Annotated in this window: 17 protein-coding genes and 1 tRNA gene; 12 read left to right on the plus strand and 6 right to left on the minus strand. The window is 66.4% G+C overall.

Annotated elements, in window-relative coordinates:
• Positions 1-5 precede the first annotated feature (5 nt).
• Positions 6-2,243: a hybrid sensor histidine kinase/response regulator gene (locus RCAP_RS08230; protein WP_013067384.1), complete on the plus strand. Its 2,238-nt coding sequence runs from the start codon at positions 6-8 to the stop codon at positions 2,241-2,243.
• On the opposite strand, the gene mnmA is transcribed toward RCAP_RS08230, so the two are convergent.
• Positions 2,233-3,369, minus strand: coding sequence for a tRNA 2-thiouridine(34) synthase MnmA (gene mnmA, locus RCAP_RS08235; RefSeq protein WP_044033654.1), 1,137 nt, complete (start codon positions 3,367-3,369; stop codon positions 2,233-2,235). The genes RCAP_RS08230 and mnmA overlap by 11 nt on opposite strands.
• A gap of 126 nt (positions 3,370-3,495) precedes the next feature.
• Here mnmA and sciP point away from each other — a divergent pair, with 126 nt between their 5' ends.
• From sciP to RCAP_RS20045, 5 genes are all read left to right on the plus strand, one after another.
• Positions 3,496-3,774, plus strand: a complete 279-nt coding sequence (gene sciP / locus RCAP_RS08240; RefSeq protein WP_013067386.1) for a CtrA inhibitor SciP — start codon at positions 3,496-3,498, stop codon at positions 3,772-3,774.
• Positions 3,775-3,869: 95 nt separating this feature from the next.
• Positions 3,870-4,583, plus strand: coding sequence for a response regulator transcription factor CtrA (gene ctrA, locus RCAP_RS08245; RefSeq protein ID WP_013067387.1), 714 nt, complete (start codon positions 3,870-3,872; stop codon positions 4,581-4,583).
• 63 nt (positions 4,584-4,646) lie between these two features.
• Complete coding sequence (gene ligA / locus RCAP_RS08250; protein WP_013067388.1) at positions 4,647-6,770, plus strand: NAD-dependent DNA ligase LigA; 2,124 nt, start codon at positions 4,647-4,649, stop codon at positions 6,768-6,770.
• Entirely contained in the window at positions 6,767-8,860 is a 2,094-nt protein-coding gene (recG, locus tag RCAP_RS08255; protein WP_013067389.1) for an ATP-dependent DNA helicase RecG, read from the plus strand. Before ligA ends, recG begins: the two co-directional genes overlap by 4 nt.
• Before the next feature lie 71 nt (positions 8,861-8,931).
• Positions 8,932-9,054 (plus strand): hypothetical protein, encoded by a 123-nt coding sequence (locus tag RCAP_RS20045; RefSeq protein WP_013067390.1) that lies wholly within the window; start codon positions 8,932-8,934, stop codon positions 9,052-9,054.
• A gap of 112 nt (positions 9,055-9,166) precedes the next feature.
• On the opposite strand, the gene RCAP_RS08260 is transcribed toward RCAP_RS20045, so the two are convergent.
• Both RCAP_RS08260 and RCAP_RS08265 read right to left on the minus strand, forming a co-directional pair.
• On the minus strand, positions 9,167-10,579 hold the full coding sequence (locus RCAP_RS08260; RefSeq protein WP_013067391.1) for a methyl-accepting chemotaxis protein: 1,413 nt from the start codon (positions 10,577-10,579) through the stop codon (positions 9,167-9,169).
• A gap of 62 nt (positions 10,580-10,641) precedes the next feature.
• A complete protein-coding gene (locus RCAP_RS08265) occupies positions 10,642-11,070 on the minus strand; it encodes an iron-sulfur cluster assembly scaffold protein (protein WP_013067392.1) in 429 nt (142 codons plus the stop codon).
• A 57-nt stretch (positions 11,071-11,127) separates the two neighbouring features.
• On the opposite strand from RCAP_RS08265, the gene hisI reads away from it, so the two are divergent.
• On the plus strand, positions 11,128-11,490 hold the full coding sequence (hisI, locus tag RCAP_RS08270; protein WP_013067393.1) for a phosphoribosyl-AMP cyclohydrolase: 363 nt from the start codon (positions 11,128-11,130) through the stop codon (positions 11,488-11,490).
• 49 nt (positions 11,491-11,539) lie between these two features.
• Here hisI and RCAP_RS08275 read toward each other — a convergent pair.
• Positions 11,540-11,622, minus strand: a tRNA-Leu gene (locus tag RCAP_RS08275).
• 183 nt (positions 11,623-11,805) lie between these two features.
• Here RCAP_RS08275 and RCAP_RS08280 point away from each other — a divergent pair.
• Positions 11,806-12,336 (plus strand): Hint domain-containing protein, encoded by a 531-nt coding sequence (locus RCAP_RS08280; RefSeq protein ID WP_080514601.1) that lies wholly within the window; start codon positions 11,806-11,808, stop codon positions 12,334-12,336.
• An 88-nt stretch (positions 12,337-12,424) separates the two neighbouring features.
• On the opposite strand, the gene RCAP_RS20175 is transcribed toward RCAP_RS08280, so the two are convergent.
• Both RCAP_RS20175 and RCAP_RS20180 read right to left on the minus strand, forming a co-directional pair.
• The gene (locus RCAP_RS20175) at positions 12,425-13,279 is read right to left on the minus strand and encodes an NAD(P)H-hydrate dehydratase (RefSeq protein ID WP_013067395.1); all 855 of its coding nucleotides are present in this window, start codon (positions 13,277-13,279) and stop codon (positions 12,425-12,427) included.
• A 68-nt stretch (positions 13,280-13,347) separates the two neighbouring features.
• Positions 13,348-13,986, minus strand: coding sequence for an NAD(P)H-hydrate epimerase (locus RCAP_RS20180; RefSeq protein WP_013067396.1), 639 nt, complete (start codon positions 13,984-13,986; stop codon positions 13,348-13,350).
• A gap of 169 nt (positions 13,987-14,155) precedes the next feature.
• On the opposite strand from RCAP_RS20180, the gene RCAP_RS08295 reads away from it, so the two are divergent.
• The 4 genes from RCAP_RS08295 (at position 14,156) to fabG (ending at position 17,950) form a co-directional block, all read left to right on the plus strand.
• The gene (locus RCAP_RS08295) at positions 14,156-14,494 is read left to right on the plus strand and encodes a P-II family nitrogen regulator (RefSeq protein ID WP_013067397.1); all 339 of its coding nucleotides are present in this window, start codon (positions 14,156-14,158) and stop codon (positions 14,492-14,494) included.
• A gap of 81 nt (positions 14,495-14,575) precedes the next feature.
• Entirely contained in the window at positions 14,576-15,985 is a 1,410-nt protein-coding gene (glnA, locus tag RCAP_RS08300) for a type I glutamate--ammonia ligase (protein ID WP_013067398.1), read from the plus strand.
• Positions 15,986-16,202: 217 nt separating this feature from the next.
• Complete coding sequence (gene fabD / locus RCAP_RS08305; protein WP_013067399.1) at positions 16,203-17,132, plus strand: ACP S-malonyltransferase; 930 nt, start codon at positions 16,203-16,205, stop codon at positions 17,130-17,132.
• Between the two features lie 80 nt (positions 17,133-17,212).
• A complete protein-coding gene (gene fabG, locus RCAP_RS08310) occupies positions 17,213-17,950 on the plus strand; it encodes a 3-oxoacyl-ACP reductase FabG (protein WP_013067400.1) in 738 nt (245 codons plus the stop codon).
• Positions 17,951-18,119: the final 169 nt, after the last annotated feature.

The following is an 18,119-nucleotide window of genomic DNA, read 5'->3' on the forward strand; positions in this document are numbered from 1 at the left end:
CCCCGATGACCTGCAGGACGGCCCGGGCGCTGGTCGATCCGCGCGATCCGCCCGAGCGGCAGACCGAGAAGCTTCTGACCATCGTCGGCGCGCTGATCCGCCATGCCGAGGAAACCCCCGAGGATACGCGGGGCCGCCTGGGTGCAGTTCGAACCGGCCGGCATGCTGGAGGACAGGTCCGCGACCGCACCCGCGATCTGGAACGGGCGCTCGATCTGCTCAATGCCTCGAATGCGCGGCTGGCCGAGGCGCATCGCGAAACCGAGGCGGCGCGCTCGAACCTCGCCTCGGCGATCGAGACGGTGCAGGAGGGATTCGCGCTCTTTGATGCCAATGACGTGCTGGTGATGTGCAATTCGCGCTTCAACGCGCTGTTGCCCGACATCCGCGCGCAGATGAAACCGGGGCTGACCTTCACCCGTTATGTCGAGATCGCCGCCCATTCCCGCCATCTGGGCATGCCCGACGGGATGACGCGGAACGACTGGGTGCGGATGCGGCTGATGCGGCATCAGCAGCACCATTTCATCCTGACCCAGCAGATGGGCGAGGATCGCTGGGTGCAAGTGTCGGAACATCGCACCCGCGAGGGGGGGACGGTGATCCTGCAGACCGAGGTCACCGATTTCATCCGCCGCGAACGCGAGGCCCGCGGGCGTCGGCTGGACGATCAGGCGGCGGTGCTGCGCCCGACGCTCGAACATCTGAAGATCGGCGTCTGTCTGTTCGACGTGCGGCTGCATCTGCTGGTCTGGAACGAGCGGCTGGCGGAATTCCTGACCCTGCCGCGCAACCGGCTGTGGCGGGGGATGCATTTCGACGCGCTTTTGGAACAGGTGCGGGGCCAGTTCATCTTTCCGGGTGGCCATTCGGCGCGGCAATTGTCCGACTGGGTGCGGCGCGCGCGCAGGCTCGAGACCTTTCAGATCGAGGTCACCCGCGACGGCGGTCAGGTCTACGAGATCTTCGCGCAGGAATTGCCCGATGGCGGTTTCGTGGTGTCGCTGGAAGACATCACCGAGGTCCGCTCGACGCTGGCGGAGCTGAGCCGGGCGAACGAGACGCTGGAGGCGCGGGTGACCGAGCGCACCTGCGAGTTGGAGGATGCGCTGGCCAGTGCGGAACGGGCGAATGCCTCGCGGGCGCGATTCGTGGCGGCGGCCAGCCATGACCTGTTGCAGCCGCTCTCGGCGGCGAAGCTTTATCTGGCCTCGCTCGGCGATGACGCGCTGACCGCCTCGGCGCGGCGCACGCTCGACAAGGCGCAGAACGCGCTTTTGTCGGTCGAGGGGATTCTGGGGGCGCTGCTGGATATTTCCCGGCTCGAATCGGGGCGGGCGGCGATCGACCCTGCGGCGGTGCCGCTTGGCCCGGTGTTCCGGCAGCTGGCCGATGAATTCGCCCCGGCGGCGGCGCTCAAGGGGTTGCGGCTGCGGGTGCGCCCGACCGAGGCGGTGGTGTTTTCCGACCGCGCCTATCTGCGCCGGATCCTGCAGAACCTGATCTCGAATGCGATCCGCTACACCGCCCGGGGCTCGGTGCTGGTGGCGGCGCGCAGGCGCGGCGGGCTCTGGCGGGTCGAGGTGCGCGATTCGGGGCAGGGCATCGCCGAGGAGCATCAGGAGCTGATCTTTCGCGAATTCCAGCGCATCGACGCCCATGCCTCGGCCTCCGAGGGGATGGGGCTGGGGCTGGCCATTGTCGAACGGGCGGCGGCGCTTTTGGGCCATCCGCTCTCGCTGCGCTCGGCCTCCGGCTGCGGCGCGACCTTTTCGCTCGATCTGGCGCAGGCGGCGCGGCCGGTCACGCGCGTCGAACCGGGGCGGGCGGTGCCGCTGGCCCGCGATGCCGAAGCTTCGGAGCTGGTCGTGCTGCTGGTCGAGAACGACCCGGAGCTGTCGCGGGCGATGGTGCAGCTGCTGGAGACATGGGGGGTGAGCGTGTTCGACGTCCCCTCGGGCGAGGAGGCGCTGGCGCTGGTCGCGGCGACCGGGCTGGTGCCCGACCGCTGTCTGATCGACTATCAGCTGGGCGCGGGGATGAGCGGGCTGGACTGTCTGGCGGCCCTGCGGGCGCGGCTGGGGCCGGTTTCGGCGCTGATCGTCACCGCCGACCGCAGCGAGGCGCTGGGCGCCGAGGCCCGGGCGCTGGGGGGGGCCGTGCTGCAAAAACCGATCCCGACCGAGGCGCTTTCAGAGTTCCTTTTCGGCGCCGGATCGGGCGGCGCGGCCGCTACGCCGTGACGATCCAGCCGCCGCCGAAGATCCGGCTGCCTTCGGTTTCGTAAAAGACGCAGGCCTGACCCGGGCTGACGCCTTCTTCGGGCTCGATCAGCTCGACCTCGGCCGTGGTGGCCGAGAGCGGCCGCAAGATCGCCGGACGCGGCGCCCGGGTGGAGCGGATCCGCACCGAGACCTCCCGTTCCGGGTGGCTTTCGAACGGCTCGTCGCCCAGCCAGTTGATTTCGGCCACCCGCAAAAGCCGCGTGGCAAGCGCCTCTTTCGGGCCGACGATCACCCGGCGCGTGTCGGGATCAAGCTTCACCACGTAAAGCGGATGATCGCCGAGGCCCCCGATGCCCAGGCCGCGGCGCTGCCCGATCGTGTAGTGGATCACGCCCTTGTGATGGCCCAGCACTTTGCCCGCAAGATCGACGATCTCGCCCGGATCGGCGGCGCCGGGGCGCAGCTTTCGATGACGCTCGCATAATTCCGTCGGCACGAAGCAGATATCCTGGCTGTCGGGCTTGTCGGCGACGATCAGACCGAATCTGGCGGCCAGTTTGCGGGTCTCCGCCTTCGAGGGCAGGTGGCCCAGCGGGAATCGCAGGAAGGCAAGCTGCTCGGGCGTGGTCGAGAACAGGAAATAGCTCTGGTCGCGCATCGGATCGGCGGCCGAATGCAGCTCGGGCCCGTGGGCGCCCAGCTTGCGCTGGATGTAGTGGCCGGTCGCCATGCAATCGGCGTCGAGATCGCGGGCGGTTTCCAGCAGATCCTTGAACTTCACCCGTTCATTGCAGCGGATGCAGGGTACGGGCGTCGCCCCGGCGAGATAGGCATCGGCGAATTCCTCGATCACGGCTTCGCGGAAAGTGTTTTCGTAATCAAGGACATAGTGGGGGAAATTCATCGCTTCCGCGACGCGGCGGGCATCGTGGATGTCCTGGCCCGCGCAGCAGGCGCCCTTTTTCGCCAGGGCCGCGCCATGGTCATAAAGCTGCAAGGTCACGCCGATGACATCGTAACCTTCCTCCTTCAGCATGGCGGCCACCACCGAGCTGTCGACGCCGCCCGACATGGCGACGACCACGCGGGTGTCGGCGGGCGCTTTCGGCAGGCCCAGCGAATTCAGGGGGAGATCTTTCGGCATCGCAACAGTCCTTTAACCAGACCCGCAGGAATATAGGAAAATGCGAACTACTCTCAACCCTTGGCTAAACCCAGCGTTAAGGCCCTCGGCGCATTCTGCCCCCATGAAGACGAGGGGGGTGAGCCCATGTATCTGAAAAAAGTGGATGGTCCGCGCGCAGTTACGCTGCCCGACGGGACGATTCTGACCCGGGCCGATCTGCCGCCGAAAGAAACGCGTCGTTGGGTGGCGTCGCGCAAGGCGATCATCGTGCATGCGGTGACGCATGGTCTGATCGGACGCTCGGAAGTACTTGAACGTTACGGCTTATCGGAGGAAGAATTCGATATCTGGGCGGAAGCGGTCAAGAAACACGGCATCGCAGGGCTGAAAGTGACGGCGATCCAGAAATATCGACAACTTTAAGTTGCAAATGAACGGAATCCTGCGACAGTAACTACGTGTTAACCATTTGGTGACAAGGTCGAACGTGATCGAGGGATTAATGCGGAGAACCCAGGATGCGGATTTTGTTGGTGGAGGACGACCCGACGACCTCTCGCAGCATCGAGCTGATGCTGACCCATGCCAACCTCAACGTCTACTGCACCGACCTCGGTGAAGAAGGCATCGACCTTGCCAAGCTTTACGATTACGACCTGATCCTTCTCGATCTGAACCTTCCCGACATGAACGGGCTCGAGGTGCTGCGTCAGTTGCGTCTGGCTCGTGTCGACACGCCGATTCTGATCCTGACCGGTGCCGATGACACCGAGAACAAGATCAAGGGCTTCGGCTTTGGCGCCGATGATTACATGACGAAGCCCTTCCATCGCGAAGAGCTGGTGGCCCGGATCCATGCGATCATCCGCCGCTCGAAGGGGCATTCGCAGTCGATCATCCGCACCGGCAAGATCTCGGTCAACCTCGACGCCAAGACGGTGGAAGTGGGCGGCAAGCCGGTGCATCTGACCGGCAAGGAATACCAGATGCTGGAGCTGCTCAGCCTGCGCAAGGGCACGACGCTGACCAAGGAGATGTTCCTCAACCATCTTTACGGCGGCATGGACGAGCCCGAGCTGAAGATCATCGACGTCTTCATCTGCAAGCTGCGCAAGAAGCTGGCCGAAGTCACCGGCGGAGAGAATTACATCGAGACCGTCTGGGGCCGGGGCTATGTGCTGCGGGACCCTGATCAGGGCGACCTTGACCGCCGCATGGTCGTGGGCGCCTGAGTCTCCGCTTCTCTCTGGACGCTCCTTGCGGCTGCCCCTAAATGGGACAGCCGGAGGAAAGACATGATGAGCGCAGCACCGTTTTCCGACCTGGACAGCCTGACCCGCGCCGAGGCAGAGGCCGAGGTGCCGGAGCTTGTCGCCCGGATCGAGGCGGCGAATCATGCCTATCACACCCTTGATGCGCCCAAGATTTCCGATGCTGACTATGATGCGCTGAAACGGCGTCTGGCGGCGATCGAGGCGCGGTTTCCCGATCTGGCGCGGGCGGACAGCCCGACGATGCGGGTTGGCGCTGCCGTGGCCGAAGGATTCGGCAAGGTCGCGCATGAGATTCGCATGCTCAGTCTGGAAAACGCCTTTCTGGATGCGGATGTGGCGGATTTCGACGGGCGGATGCGCAGCTATCTGGGGCTTGGCCCCGAGAGTGCCTTGCCCTGCACCGCGGAACCGAAGATCGACGGGCTCTCGCTGTCCTTGCGCTACGAAGACGGGCTGCTGGTGCAGGCCGCGACGCGGGGCGATGGCGAAGTGGGCGAGAATGTCACCGAAAACGCCCGCACCATTGCCGACATTCCGCAGCGCCTGACCGGGGCGCCTGCCGTGCTGGAAGTCCGCGGCGAGGTCTACATGAGCCATGCCGATTTTGCGGCGCTGAATGCGCGGCAGGCGGAGCGGGGCGACAAGACGTTCGCCAATCCGCGCAATGCCGCCGCGGGCTCCGTGCGCCAGCTCGACGCCCGGATCACCGCCTCCAGACCCTTGAAATTCTTTGCCTATTCCTGGGGCGTTCTGTCCGAACCGCTCTCGGACACGCAATTGGGCGCGATCGAGCGGCTCAAGGCGCTCGGCTTTCAGACCAATCCGCTGACCCGGCTTTGCGCCGATACGGCCGAAATGCTTGCCCATTACCGCGCGATCGAAGCGCAGCGGGCCACGCTTGGCTATGACATCGATGGCGTCGTCTACAAGGTCAACGATCTTGCCCTGCAGGCGCGGCTCGGCTTTCGGTCGACCACGCCCCGCTGGGCGATCGCGCATAAGTTTCCGGCCGAACTGGCCTGGACGCGGCTGGAAAAGATCGAGATTCAGGTCGGCCGCACCGGGGCGCTCTCGCCCGTGGCGCGGCTGGCCCCGGTCACCGTCGGCGGTGTCGTCGTCTCGAATGCGACGCTGCACAACGAGGATTACATCGCCGGGCTCTCCTCGAAGGGCGAGGTGATCCGCGACGGCAAGGACATCCGCGAGGGCGACTGGGTGCAGGTCTATCGCGCCGGTGACGTGATCCCCAAGGTCGCCGATGTCGATCTGTCGCGCCGCGATCCCGCAGCGCAACCCTTTGTTTTTCCGCATCTTTGCCCGGAATGCGGCTCCGAGGCGCTGCGCGAGGAAGGCGATGCCGTGCGCCGTTGCACCGGCGGCCTGATCTGCCCGGCGCAGGCGGTGGAGAAGCTGAAACACTTCGTCTCCCGCGCCGCTTTCGACATCGAGGGGCTGGGGGCAAAACAGGTCGAGGCCTTTTACAAGGATGGCTGGATCCGCGAACCGGCCGAGATCTTCACCCTTCAGGCGCGCTTCGGCGCCGGGCTGCAACAGCTGAAGAACCGCGAGGGCTGGGGCGAGAAATCCGCGCAAAACCTGTTTCAGGCGATTGAAGAGAAACGCAAAATCCCGCTTGCCCGGCTGATCTTCGCGCTTGGCATCCGCCATGTCGGCGAAAGCTCGGCCGCCCTTTTCGCCACGCATTACCTGACCTGGGAGCGGTTCGAAGCCGCGATGCGCGCCGCCGTTCCCGGCTCGGCCGAATGGCAGGAGCTGCTCAGCATCGATGGCGTCGGCGAGACTTTGGCCGCCTCGGTGACCGCGGCCTTTCATCCCGGCGCCGAACGCGACGCGATCGACCGGCTGGTGACGCATCTGACCGTCGAGCCCGCCGTGCCGCGCGCAAGTGACAGCCCGGTGGCCGGTCTGACCGTCGTCTTCACCGGCACGCTCGAACGGATGACCCGGGCCGAGGCGAAGGCGCGCGCCGAGGCGCTGGGCGCCAAGGTCGCGGGCTCTGTTTCGGCCAAGACCGACATTCTGGTGGCCGGTCCGGGCGCCGGATCGAAGGCGAAGAAGGCCGCGGATCTGGGCGTCAGGGTGATCGACGAGGAGGCCTGGATCCGCCTCATCGGGGCGACATGAGCGGCCGGCCGGCCGCGCTTTTCCCGCTTTTCGCCGCGATCGAGACCTTGCCGGGGATCGGGGCGAAGACGGCCAAGGCCATGGAAAACCTTGGTATTACCCGCCCGCGTGATGTGTTGTTCACGCTGCCGCAGGCGGTGATCGACCGCCGTCCGGTCAGCTCGATCCGCGAGGTGACGCCGCCGCTGACGGTGACGGTCGAGGTCGAGGTGCTGACCCATATGGCGGCGCGCAACCGCGCGGGCCCCTCGCGGGTGCTGGTGCGCGACGGCGCGGGGGCGGAATTCGCCCTCGTCTTCTTTCACGCGCGCGGCGATTATCTGGAGAAATTGCTGCCCAAGGCCGGGCGGCGGCTGGTCTCGGGGCGGCTCGAACTGTTCGACGGCTTTGCGCAGATGGTGCATCCCGACCATGTCCTGCCGCTGGACGAGGTCGAGAAACTGCCGCGATTCGAGCCGGTCTATCCGCTGACGGCCGGGGTGACGCAGCGGGTCATGGCGAAGGCGGCCGAGGGGGCGCTGACCCGTTTGCCCGAGCTGCCGGAATGGATCGATGCCGCGCTGAAGGCCCGCGAGGGCTGGCCCGACTGGGCCGCGGCGCTGCGCGCGGCGCATGCGCCGCAAACCCAGGCCGAGACCGCGGTCACCGCCCCCGCGCGGCAGCGTCTCGCCTATGACGAGCTGTTCGCGCATCAGATGACCCTGGCTTTGGCCCGTCGTCAGGCCCGCCATCCGAAGGGACGGATCACCGAGGGCACCGGGGCCTTGACGGCCAAGGTTCTGAAATCGCTTCCGTTTCAGCCCACCGGCGCGCAGCTGCGCGCCAGTCGCGAGATCGCCGCCGACATGGCGACGCCCAGCCGGATGAACCGTTTGCTGCAGGGCGATGTCGGCGCGGGCAAGACGCTCGTGGCTTTTCTGGCGCTTTTGACTGCGGTTGAAGCGGGCGGGCAGGGCGTCCTGATGGCGCCGACGGAAATTCTGGCGCGGCAGCATTTCGAGGGGCTGGGGACATTGGCCGCGGCGGCAGGCGTCCGGATGGAGGTTCTGACCGGCCGTGACAAGGGGGCGGAGCGGGCGCGCAAGCTGACGGATCTGCTCGAGGGGCGGATCCAGATTTTGCTGGGCACCCATGCGGTCTTTCAGAAAGACGTTGTTTTTCAAGATCTTCGTCTGGTCATCATCGACGAGCAGCACCGCTTTGGCGTGGCGCAAAGGATGGAGCTGGGCGCCAAGGGCGAGATGGCCGATGTGCTGGTGATGACGGCGACGCCGATCCCGCGCTCGCTGGCGCTGGCGCAATATGGCGACATGGATGTGAGCCTTCTGGATGAAAAACCGCCCGGACGGCAGCCGGTGACGACGGCGCTGATTTCGACCGCGCGGATCGGCGAGGTGGTGGCGCATCTGGCGCGTGCCGTGGCCGAGGGGCGGCAGGCCTATTGGGTTTGCCCGCTGGTCGAGGAAAGCGAACGGGTCGATCTGGCCTCGGCCGAGGAGCGCTTCGCGCATCTGCGCATGGTGCTGGGCGAGGGCACCGTGGGCCTGGTGCATGGGCAGCTGCCGCCCGCCGAAAAGGACGCCGCGATGGCGGATTTTGTGGCGGGAAAGACCCGGGTTCTGGTGGCGACGACGGTGATCGAAGTGGGGGTGAACGTGCCCAATGCCTCGATCATGGTGATCGAGCGGGCCGAGACCTTCGGTCTGGCGCAGCTGCATCAGCTGCGTGGCCGGGTCGGGCGGGGCGCGGCGAAATCGACCTGTCTGATGCTCTATCAGGCGCCGCTGAGCGAGGGGGGGGAGCGGCGGCTGTCGATCCTGCGCGACAGCGAGGACGGATTTCGCATTGCGGAAGAAGACCTTGCGATGCGCGGCGCGGGCGATGTGATCGGCACGGCGCAATCGGGCCTGCCGCGGTTCCGCATCGCCGATCTGGAGCGGCAGGCCGGGCTGATGGCGCTGGCGCAAAGCGATGCGCGGGTGCTTCTGGCGATGGACCCGGCGCTGGAGAGCCCGCGCGGGCAGGCGGCGCGGATGCTGATGTGGCTGACCGAGCAGGACCGGGCGATCCGGCTGATTGAGGTCGGTTAAGAGTTCTTAAAATGTTCTTGACGCATCGCGCGGAACATGAGAACAAAATGGCAACAGGAAGGAGACCTGAGATGCAGAACCGTCCGACCCCGTTCGTTGCCCGTGAAACCGCCGAGATGGCGCAAGACATGATCGGGGCGCTCTCGCTTTGCGCCACTTTCCTTGCCGTGCTTTACCTGCCCGGCCTTTTCTGACCGTCACTGCCACGCGCTTTCGCGACCCTGACGTCACATCACGGCCGCCTGTCCCCAAGGGCTTTGCCCGGAAAGCGCTTCCTGCGCCGCCATCTTCGGATGGCGGCGTTTTTTACATCCGATAGGCCAGACGCAGCCCGCCCCAATGCCGCCCCGAAACGAAGATCGGCGCCGAGAGATCCTTCATCAGCACGAAATTGCCGCCGCCCATGTCGCGCCGGTAGATCTGCAGCAGGAAGGGCGCGGTCGATTGCCCGGCCCGCAGCCCGACGCGGTCGTTGAAGATGCGCCGGTTGCGGCAGTTCGCGGCGTTCCAGACCGGATCCGGCCCCTGCGGCTGCGAGAATTTCCGGTTGTGCGTCGGCAGATAGCCGTTGCGGTCGACGGCGGCGCAAAACACGATCTCGGGCGAGAGGCTCAGCACCCGTTCCTGCACCGCGGGCAGGACGGCGTCGGTAAAGCCGGTGAAGGGCGCCATCACCTGCGCCGGATTGCTGCCCGCGATCGGGCTGTAGCGCGTCTCGAAAAGCGTGCCGGCACTGATCCGGCCCGCGGAAATGCCCGCCTCGAACAGCTGGCCCACCTCTTCGGCGGCGGATTTCACCGCCTCGATGAAGGCGGTGTCGGCCAGCGCCCCGCCCAGTTCGACCGCCTCCTGCACGATGGTCTCGCCCGCGATGATCAGGGTCCGGGTCTTTTGGGTCGCTTCATGCACCTCGGTCGAGGTTTGCTGCATGCCCTCGGCCATGCGGCGGAAGGCCGGGCCGAAGGAGGCGTTGGCGCTGTTCACCTCGGCGGCGCGGGTGGCGATTTCGGTCACCGCCGCGCGGGTCTGCGTCAGCCCGCCCAGCATCCGGCCAAGCGCCGCATCGGTGCCCGTCGCACCGGTCAGCACCGCATCGGCATCGGTCGAAATCGCGCCCGCCTCGTCATGCAGGGCGCGGATCGAGCCGGTCAGCCCGCCCACGGCATTGCCGATCCCCTCGGAAGCGGCGGCCGTCCGGCGCGAGAGTTCGTTGATCGCCTCGGCCACGACGGCAAAGCCGCGGCCCGCGTCGCCCGCCCGGGCCGCTTCGATTTTCGCGTTGATCGCCAGGATGTTGACCTGCATCGCCACGGATTTGATCCCGGCATTTTCCGCCTGCACCCGGGTCAGTGTCTCGTTCAGCTCCTCCATCCGCGCGATCGCCGAGCGCACCCAGCTGGCGATCGTCTGCGCATGGGCCGAGGTTTCGCGCAGCTGCGCCGCCGTCTCCTCGACCATGCCCAGCGTCGCATCGGCGCTTTGGCCGACACGCTGCGCACCGTCCAGCACCCGGGCATTCGCGTCCTGCACCGTCTCGGCCGCCGTCTGCGCGCTGCGCAACAGCGAGATCTGCGAATCCGCGAGCTTTTCCAGCGCCTCGAGCGCACTGGCCACCTCGGCGACATCCCGGCCCAGATCGAGCGCGTCGGTCGCGATGCGGGTGATGCGCCTTCGGAACTGGTTGCAAGCGACGGGGAGGAGGCGGGATGGGTCATGCAAGGTCCGGATGAGTTACAGCCCACCATCGCATGCGCCCCTTGCACAAGAGTTAAGGGGCGTTCTCAAACCGCCGTGAGAGCCGACAAAGTCGCCTCCGGCGCAAGCAGAATCGAGGCGTGACGGTTCGGATAGTCGCGCGCGGCGGTCAGGACCTCGTATTGCGCGAAGGGCGCGGCGGGGACCGGGCCACCGCGCAGCATGGCGGCCAGGCTTTCGCACAGCGCCTGCACCTCGGACCGCGAACGCCCGATCACTTCGGCACCGAAAATCGCGGCCGAGGCCTGGCCCAAGGCGCAGGCATGCACGGTCTGGGAAAAGGCGGTGATGCGCCCGCCCTCCAGCCGCAGCGCCACCGAGACGGTCGAGCCGCAAAGCGGCGCCCGTTTCGTGGCGCGCAGCGCCGGATCGGGCAGCGGCTCGGTGTGCGGGATCGCGGCGGCCAGCGCCAGCACGCGATCGGCATAGAGTTTGAAAAGATCGGCATCGCTCATGGCTTTTCCCCGCAGTCTGTGCGGGTTAGATAGACCGGGACACGCAGGGAGGAAAGCATGGGTTTCGATCCGCAGAGCCTGAAATATGATGCCAACGGTCTGATCCCGGCGATTGCGCAGGAGGCGGGCACGGGCGAGGTGCTGATGATGGCCTGGATGAACGCCGAAAGCCTGGCGCGGACTTTGGCGACGGGGCAGGTGACCTATTGGAGCCGCTCGCGGCAGGCGTTCTGGGCCAAGGGCGAAAACTCGGGTCATGTGCAAAAGCTGGTCGAGCTGCGGATCGATTGCGACCGGGATTGTCTTTTGCTGCTGGTGACGCAGGCGGGTCCGGCCTGTCACACCAACCGCCGGTCGTGTTTCTACACGGCGCTGCGCGGCGGCGAAGAGGTCGAGATCCTGACCCCGATGGCGGACTGAGCGCGACGCCCGCACGGCCTGCGGGCGCAAAAGCGTCCTGACGTCAGGATGGTGCGGGTGAAGGGACTCGAACCCCCACGCCAAGGCGCCAGAACCTAAATCTGGTGCGTCTACCAGTTTCGCCACACCCGCACTGCCCTCGCTTTTAGCAACTCGCGCGGCCCTGTGTAGGGGGGCAACAGGTCTGCGGGCAAAATAGGGTTTGTTAACCTTTCCCCTCGCCAGAGCGCGGGGCCTGTCCTAGGCTTCCGATCAGAGCCGCAAAGGCCAGATGATCAAAAAAGCCGGAAACCGGCACGAGAGCAGGAAGACCCGATGGACAGGCAGGCCACGGGGCGCGGGGAGGGCGGGGCCAGGGCGCCCGCATCTTCGGCGTCCGCCTTCACATTCGATTCCCGTCTGGGCGCCGAGGGCGCGCATGGGGTGGCGGGCTTCGCCATGGGCTCGCGCGTGGCGACGATGGACGGGCTCTTGCCGGTCGAATTCCTGAACCTGGGCGACCGGATCGTCACCCGCTCGGGGATGCGCGTGCTGCGCGGCCTGTCCAGCCTGCCGCTGGTGTCGCGGCTGGTCGGCATCGCGCCCGGGGCGCTGGGGCATGACCGGCCGGGGCAGGCGATGGTGCTGGGATCGGGCACGCAGGTGCTTTTGCGCGACTGGCGGGCCGAGGTGATGTTCGGCACCGCCCAGGCGCTGGTCGCGGTCGAGCGGCTGATCGACGGGCAGTTCATCACCCGCATCACCGGCCGCAAGATCCGCATCTTCGCGCTGCATTTCGAGGCGCCCGAGGTGATCTATGCCGATGGCGTCGAGATCGGCTGCAAGCCCCTGGCCTTGCGTAGCTGACAGGGGGCGAAGCGCGTATTTGCCCCAAGAAAAAACGCATCGGCTTTTCTTGGTGAAAATACGCCCTGTCGCGCTGACGGGCGGCGGCTCAGAGGTTCAGCGCGCGGAAGACCTTTGGCAATTCCTCGGGCAGATCCTCGGCGATCAGGCCGGGGCCGAAGCTCAGCGCGGCTTCGACATGCAGCCAGGTGCCGGTGCAGGCGGCCTCGAACGGTGTCAGCCCGCGCGCCATCAGCCCGGTGATGATCCCCGCCAGAACGTCGCCCGATCCGGCCGTGGCCAGCCAGGGCGCGGCGCGGGGGCCGGTGGCGCTGTGCACGGCGGCCGCGCCCGACGGATGGGCGATGGCGGTTTCGGGGCCCTTGAGCAGCACGGTGCAGTTGATCCGCGCGGCGGCCTGGCGGGCGGCGGCGACGCGGGGCAGGCTGCCGTCTTCGAGCCCCTGCGCAAGGTCGGGGAACAGGCGGCGGAATTCGCCCTGATGCGGGGTGATCACCGTCTGATCATGCATCGCGTTGAACAGCGGGCCGGGATCGGCGGTGAAGGCGGTCAGCGCATCGGCATCCAGCACGGTGGGACGGCGCAGCCAGAGCGCGGCGGGCACCATTTCCAGCGCCCGCGGCAGGCCCAGCCCCGGGCCGAGGCAAAGCGCGTTCAGCCGCGGGTCCTGAAAATGGCCGCGCAGGGAATAGGCATCGGGCAGGGCGGTCAGCATGATCGCGGTCAGCTGCGCCGCATTCTCGGCCAGGCTGATCTGCGGACAGGCGAGCGTCACCAGACCCGCCCCCACTCGCAGCGCGGCCCGCGCGGCCAGACGGGCGGCGCCGCCCTTGCCGGGACTGCCCGCCAGAATCAGCGCATGGCCGTGGTCGTATTTATGCGCCTCGGGCGATTTGGCGAGGCGGGAACGCATCTCCTCGGTCAAGGTGATCTGGCGGAACATGGCCCCTCCGGCGCGGTCGTTTTTTCCAACCCTAGCGCGGGGTGGTGAGAAAAGCGTGAAGATCCGCCCTAAAGGCCGATCGGTTTGACGATGACGCCGATGCCCTCGGCGCGCAGCTGCGCATGTGCGGGTTTTTCGCGGTGGAAGGTGACCGCCAGCGAACAGGGCGCCGAGGGCCAGCCCGCGGCATCGGCCCGCGCATCGGCATCGCGCCCCGAAGGCAGGTCGATCGCCAGCACCGGCCGCCCCGCGCTGGCCAGCGCCGCGAAGATCGGGCCGAAGCCGGTCAGGGGCCGCGTCAGCCCAAGCCCGAAAAGCGCATCGACGACCAGATCGGCGCTGCTGAAATCGGGCGCGGCGGGCAGGGGCGCGATCGTGCCGATGCGCCGCCAGCGGTCGTGATTGGCGCGGGCGTCGGGCGGCAGCCGGTCCGCCTCGCCGTAAAGATAAAGTGTCACCTTCCAGCCGCGGCGGCGCAGGAGCCGGGCGACCACGAAGCCGTCGCCGCCGTTGTTGCCCGGCCCGCAAAGGATCATCGCATGGCGCAGCGCCACCGCGGGCGGGCGGATGTCGGGCCAGGCCTCGGCGATCGCCTCGACCACCGCCGCGCCCGCGCGTTCCATCAGCTCGAGCCCGCTGGCGCGGCCGGAGGCGATGGCCGCCCTCTCGAGGCTGCGCATGTCATCACTCGTCAGGATTTCCGTCATATGCCGCCCAAACAGTTTACACTTCGCACAATAAATATGCTAACCGCCTAAATCATCATCGCTGTTCGGGGAATCCCCGGGCGCGACGCACCCGCCAAAAGCTAGCCGATTGCGGGGCGGCGTGGAAAGTGGTGAGACGAGGGCGCAAGATCGAAAGGGGGGAGTCGGCATGAAGAAGGTCGAGGCGATCATCAAGCCGTTCAAGCTCGATGAAGTGAAGGAAGCGCTTCAGGAAGCGGGGATTCAAGGGCTGAGCGTGATCGAGGTGAAAGGCTTCGGGCGGCAAAAGGGCCATACCGAGCTGTATCGCGGGGCCGAATATGTCGTCGACTTCCTGCCCAAGGTGAAGATCGAGATGGTTCTGCCCGACGAGATGGTCGATATCGCCATCGAGGCCATCGTCGGCGCCGCCCGCACCGAAAAGATCGGCGACGGGAAGATCTTCGTCTCCTCCATCGAACAGGCGATCCGCATCCGCACCGGCGAGACCGGCGAGGACGCGGTCTGAGACTTCCGAATTTCGGGCGATGGCCCGGCACCGCAACGGGCCCAGCCCGCACCCCATGCTCAACGAAAGGGTAATTTGCAAATGAGCGCAGTCAAAAAGGCTCTCGATCTGATGAAGGCGGAGGAGGTCGAATATGTCGACATCCGTTTCTGCGACCCGCGTGGCAAGCTGCAGCACGTGACGCTGATCGCCGATCTCGTGGACGAGGACTTCTTCGAGGAAGGCTTCATGTTCGATGGCTCGTCGATCGCGGGCTGGAAGTCGATCGACCAGTCGGACATGAAACTGATCCCGGACGCGTCCTCGGTCTACATCGACCCCTTCTATGCCGAAAAGACCATGTGCGTGCATTGCAACGTGGTCGAGCCGGACACCGGCGAAGCCTATTCGCGCGACCCGCGCGGCATCGCGCTGAAAGCCGAAGCCTATCTGAAGGCCTCGGGCATCGGTGACGTCGCCTATTTCGGGCCGGAAGCCGAATTCTTCATCTTCGACGACGTGCGCTACTCGGTCACCCCGGCCAAGGTCGCCTATCAGATCGACGCGGAAGCGGCGGCCTGGAACACCGATGCCGAAGTCGAGATGGGCAACCTCGCCCACCGCGCCGGCCACAAGGGCGGCTACTTCCCGGTGAACCCGGTCGATGAAGCCCAGGACCTGCGCGGCGAGATGCTCTCGACGATGAAGCGCATGGGCATGAAGGTCGACAAGCACCACCACGAAGTGGCGACCTGCCAGCACGAACTCGGGCTGATCTTCGGCGGTCTGACCGAACAGGCTGACAACATCCTGAAATACAAATACGTCATCCACAATGTCGCGCATGCCTATGGCAAGACCGTGACCTTCATGCCGAAACCCATGAAGGGCGACAACGGCTCGGGGATGCACGTGAACATGTCGATCTGGAAAGACGGGAAACCGCTCTTTGCCGGGGACAAATATGCGGATCTGTCGCAGGAAGCGCTGTATTTCATCGGCGGTATCCTGAAACACGCGAAAGCGCTGAACGCGCTGACGAACCCGGGCACCAACAGCTACAAGCGTCTGATCCCGGGCTTCGAGGCCCCGGTTCTGCGCGCCTATTCGGCCCGCAACCGCTCGGGCTGCGTCCGTATTCCGTGGACCGAGTCGCCGAAAGCCAAACGCGTCGAAGCCCGCTTCCCCGATCCGTCGGCGAACCCCTATCTGGCCTTTGCCGCGCTGCTGATGGCCGGTCTCGACGGCATCAAGAACAAGATCGACCCGGGTCCGGCCTCGGACAAGGACCTCTACGATCTGCCGCCGGAAGAACTGGCCGCGATCCCGACCGTCTGCGGCTCGCTGCGCGAGGCGCTGACCGAGCTCGAGAAGGATCACGACTTCCTGCTGGCCGGTGACGTCTTCACCAAGGACCAGCTGGAAGGCTATATCGCGCTGAAGTGGGAAGAAGTGTATGCCTATGAGCACACCCCCCACCCGGTCGAATATCAGATGTACTATTCCTGCTGATCGGCGGGATGGTTCGGGAAAGGGCGCCTTTGGGCGCCCTTTTCTTTTGCCGGGGTGCGACTGCGACTCTTTGCGTATTTGAGCCAAGAAAAAACCCGGCGCTTTTTCTTGGTTCAAATACGCCTCGGGGGTCCGGCGGCGCGAACGCCCGGCGGCTTCCGGTTGCTCCGGACGCTGCGTCAAGTTAGAGAAGGCCAGATTTGTCAAGGAGGCGGGCATGAGCGTGGCATGGGTGTTCCCCGGTCAGGGGGCGCAGACTATCGGGATGGGCAAGGCGCTGGCCGAGGCCTATCCGGCGGCGAAGGCGGTCTTTGACGAGGTCGACGCGGCTTTGGGCGAAAAGCTGAGCGCGCTGATCTGGGAGGGCGAGATCGAGCGGCTGACCCTGACGGCCAATGCGCAGCCGGCGCTGATGGCGACCTCGCTCGCCGCCGTTGCGGCGCTGAAAGCGGAAGGCATCGAGGTGGGGCAGGCGGCCTTTGTGGCCGGGCACAGCCTTGGGGAATATTCGGCGCTGTGTGCGGCGGGGGCCTTGAGCCTGGCCGATACGGCGCGGCTTTTGCGCATCCGCGGCGAGGCGATGCAATCGGCGGTGCCGGTGGGCGTGGGCGCGATGGCGGCTTTGCTGGGGCTCGATTTCGCCACCGCGGCCGAGGTTGCGGCCGAGGCGGCGCAGGGCGAGGTCTGTCAGGCCGCGAATGACAACGACCCGGCGCAGGTGGTGGTGTCGGGCCACAAGGCGGCGGTCGAGCGCGCGGTCGAGATCGCCAAGGGCAAGGGCGCGAAGCGGGCGGTGATGCTGCCGGTCTCGGCGCCCTTCCACTGCGCGCTGATGCAGCCCGCCGCCGACCGGATGGCCGAGGCTTTGGCGGCGGTGACGGTGTCGGCGCCGGTCGTGCCGGTGGTGGCGAATGTGCGCGCCGAGGCCGTGTGCGACCCCGCGACCATTCGTCAGCTGCTGGTGGAACAGGTCACCGGATCGGTGCGCTGGCGCGAGTCGGTGCTGTGGATGGTGGGCCAGGGCGTGACCGACTTCTGCGAAGTGGGCGCGGGCAAGGCGCTGTCGGGGATGATCAAGCGCATCGCCAAGGACACCACGCAAAAGGCTGTCGGCACGCCCGAGGATGTGGCGGCGCTGAAGGGCTGAAGAGGCTACGGGCTTTGCGCCCCCAGACCCCCGCAGGATATTTGTGGCAAGATGAATGCCACGTCAGGAAGGGCTTGCAGATGTTTGATCTGACTGGGAAATCGGCGCTGGTGACGGGCGCTTCGGGCGGCATTGGCGGCGAGGTGGCGAAGGCGCTGCATGCCGCCGGGGCCAAGGTGGCGCTGTCGGGCACGCGGGTCGAGCCGCTGGAGAAGCTGGCGGCGGAGCTGGGCGAGCGGGCCTTTGTCTGCCCCGCGAACCTCTCGGACCCGGCCTCGGTCGAGGCGCTGCCGAAGGCGGCCCTCGAGGCGATGGGGTCTGTGGATATCCTTGTGAACAACGCCGGGATCACCCGGGATAACCTGTTCATGCGGATGTCGGACGAGGAATGGGCAAGCGTGATCGACGTCAACCTGACGGCCTCGTTCCGGCTGATGCGCGGCGTGCTGCGCCCCATGATGAAGGCGCGCTGGGGGCGGATCGTCAATATCACCTCGGTCGTGGGGCAGACCGGCAACCCGGGGCAGGGCAATTATGCCGCCGCCAAGGCGGGGCTGACCGGCATGTCGAAATCGCTGGCCTATGAAGTCGCAAGCCGCGGCATCACGGTGAACTGCGTCGCGCCGGGCTTCATCGCCACGGCGATGACCGACAAGCTGAACGACGAGCAGAAGGCGAAGATCCTGACGCAGATCCCGGCCGGGCGGATGGGCGCGGCCGAGGAGATCGCGGCGGCGGTGCTTTATCTGGCCTCGCCCGAGGCGGGTTATGTCACCGGCACGACGCTGAGCGTCAACGGCGGCATGGCGATGATCTGAGGCCCGCCGGTGTGACGAGTTGCCCCTGCCGCAAGGGCAGGGGCGAAAGCAAAACGGCTTGCCTTGTGGTTTTACTGTGATATGAGCGGCGGGGACGAGCGGGGGCTAGCCTCGGCTCGCGGCAGCCCGGGCAAAACCGGTGTTGAAGCCGCTCGAACGAGCACTGACA

The organism is Rhodobacter capsulatus SB 1003 (genome assembly GCF_000021865.1).
In the GTDB taxonomy this organism is placed as follows: Bacteria; Pseudomonadota; Alphaproteobacteria; order Rhodobacterales; family Rhodobacteraceae; genus Rhodobacter; species Rhodobacter capsulatus_B.

What these genes read in the sequence shown, in the direction of transcription:
- sciP (WP_013067386.1), top strand. Translation starts at nt 3,496, where the DNA reads ATGTATCTGAAAAAAGTGGATGGTCCGCGCGCAGTTACGCTGCCCGAC.
- RCAP_RS08265 (WP_013067392.1), bottom strand. Translation starts at nt 11,070, where the DNA reads ATGAGCGATGCCGATCTTTTCAAACTCTATGCCGATCGCGTGCTGGCG.
- fabD (WP_013067399.1), top strand. Translation starts at nt 16,203, where the DNA reads ATGAGCGTGGCATGGGTGTTCCCCGGTCAGGGGGCGCAGACTATCGGG.
- ligA (WP_013067388.1), top strand. Translation starts at nt 4,647, where the DNA reads ATGATGAGCGCAGCACCGTTTTCCGACCTGGACAGCCTGACCCGCGCC.
- RCAP_RS08230 (WP_013067384.1), top strand. Translation starts at nt 6, where the DNA reads ATGACCTGCAGGACGGCCCGGGCGCTGGTCGATCCGCGCGATCCGCCC.
- RCAP_RS08295 (WP_013067397.1), top strand. Translation starts at nt 14,156, where the DNA reads ATGAAGAAGGTCGAGGCGATCATCAAGCCGTTCAAGCTCGATGAAGTG.
- mnmA (WP_044033654.1), bottom strand. Translation starts at nt 3,369, where the DNA reads ATGCCGAAAGATCTCCCCCTGAATTCGCTGGGCCTGCCGAAAGCGCCC.
- hisI (WP_013067393.1), top strand. Translation starts at nt 11,128, where the DNA reads ATGGGTTTCGATCCGCAGAGCCTGAAATATGATGCCAACGGTCTGATC.
- RCAP_RS20180 (WP_013067396.1), bottom strand. Translation starts at nt 13,986, where the DNA reads ATGACGGAAATCCTGACGAGTGATGACATGCGCAGCCTCGAGAGGGCG.
- RCAP_RS20045 (WP_013067390.1), top strand. Translation starts at nt 8,932, where the DNA reads ATGCAGAACCGTCCGACCCCGTTCGTTGCCCGTGAAACCGCCGAGATG.
- recG (WP_013067389.1), top strand. Translation starts at nt 6,767, where the DNA reads ATGAGCGGCCGGCCGGCCGCGCTTTTCCCGCTTTTCGCCGCGATCGAG.
- glnA (WP_013067398.1), top strand. Translation starts at nt 14,576, where the DNA reads ATGAGCGCAGTCAAAAAGGCTCTCGATCTGATGAAGGCGGAGGAGGTC.
- fabG (WP_013067400.1), top strand. Translation starts at nt 17,213, where the DNA reads ATGTTTGATCTGACTGGGAAATCGGCGCTGGTGACGGGCGCTTCGGGC.
- RCAP_RS20175 (WP_013067395.1), bottom strand. Translation starts at nt 13,279, where the DNA reads ATGTTCCGCCAGATCACCTTGACCGAGGAGATGCGTTCCCGCCTCGCC.
- ctrA (WP_013067387.1), top strand. Translation starts at nt 3,870, where the DNA reads ATGCGGATTTTGTTGGTGGAGGACGACCCGACGACCTCTCGCAGCATC.
- RCAP_RS08280 (WP_080514601.1), top strand. Translation starts at nt 11,806, where the DNA reads ATGGACAGGCAGGCCACGGGGCGCGGGGAGGGCGGGGCCAGGGCGCCC.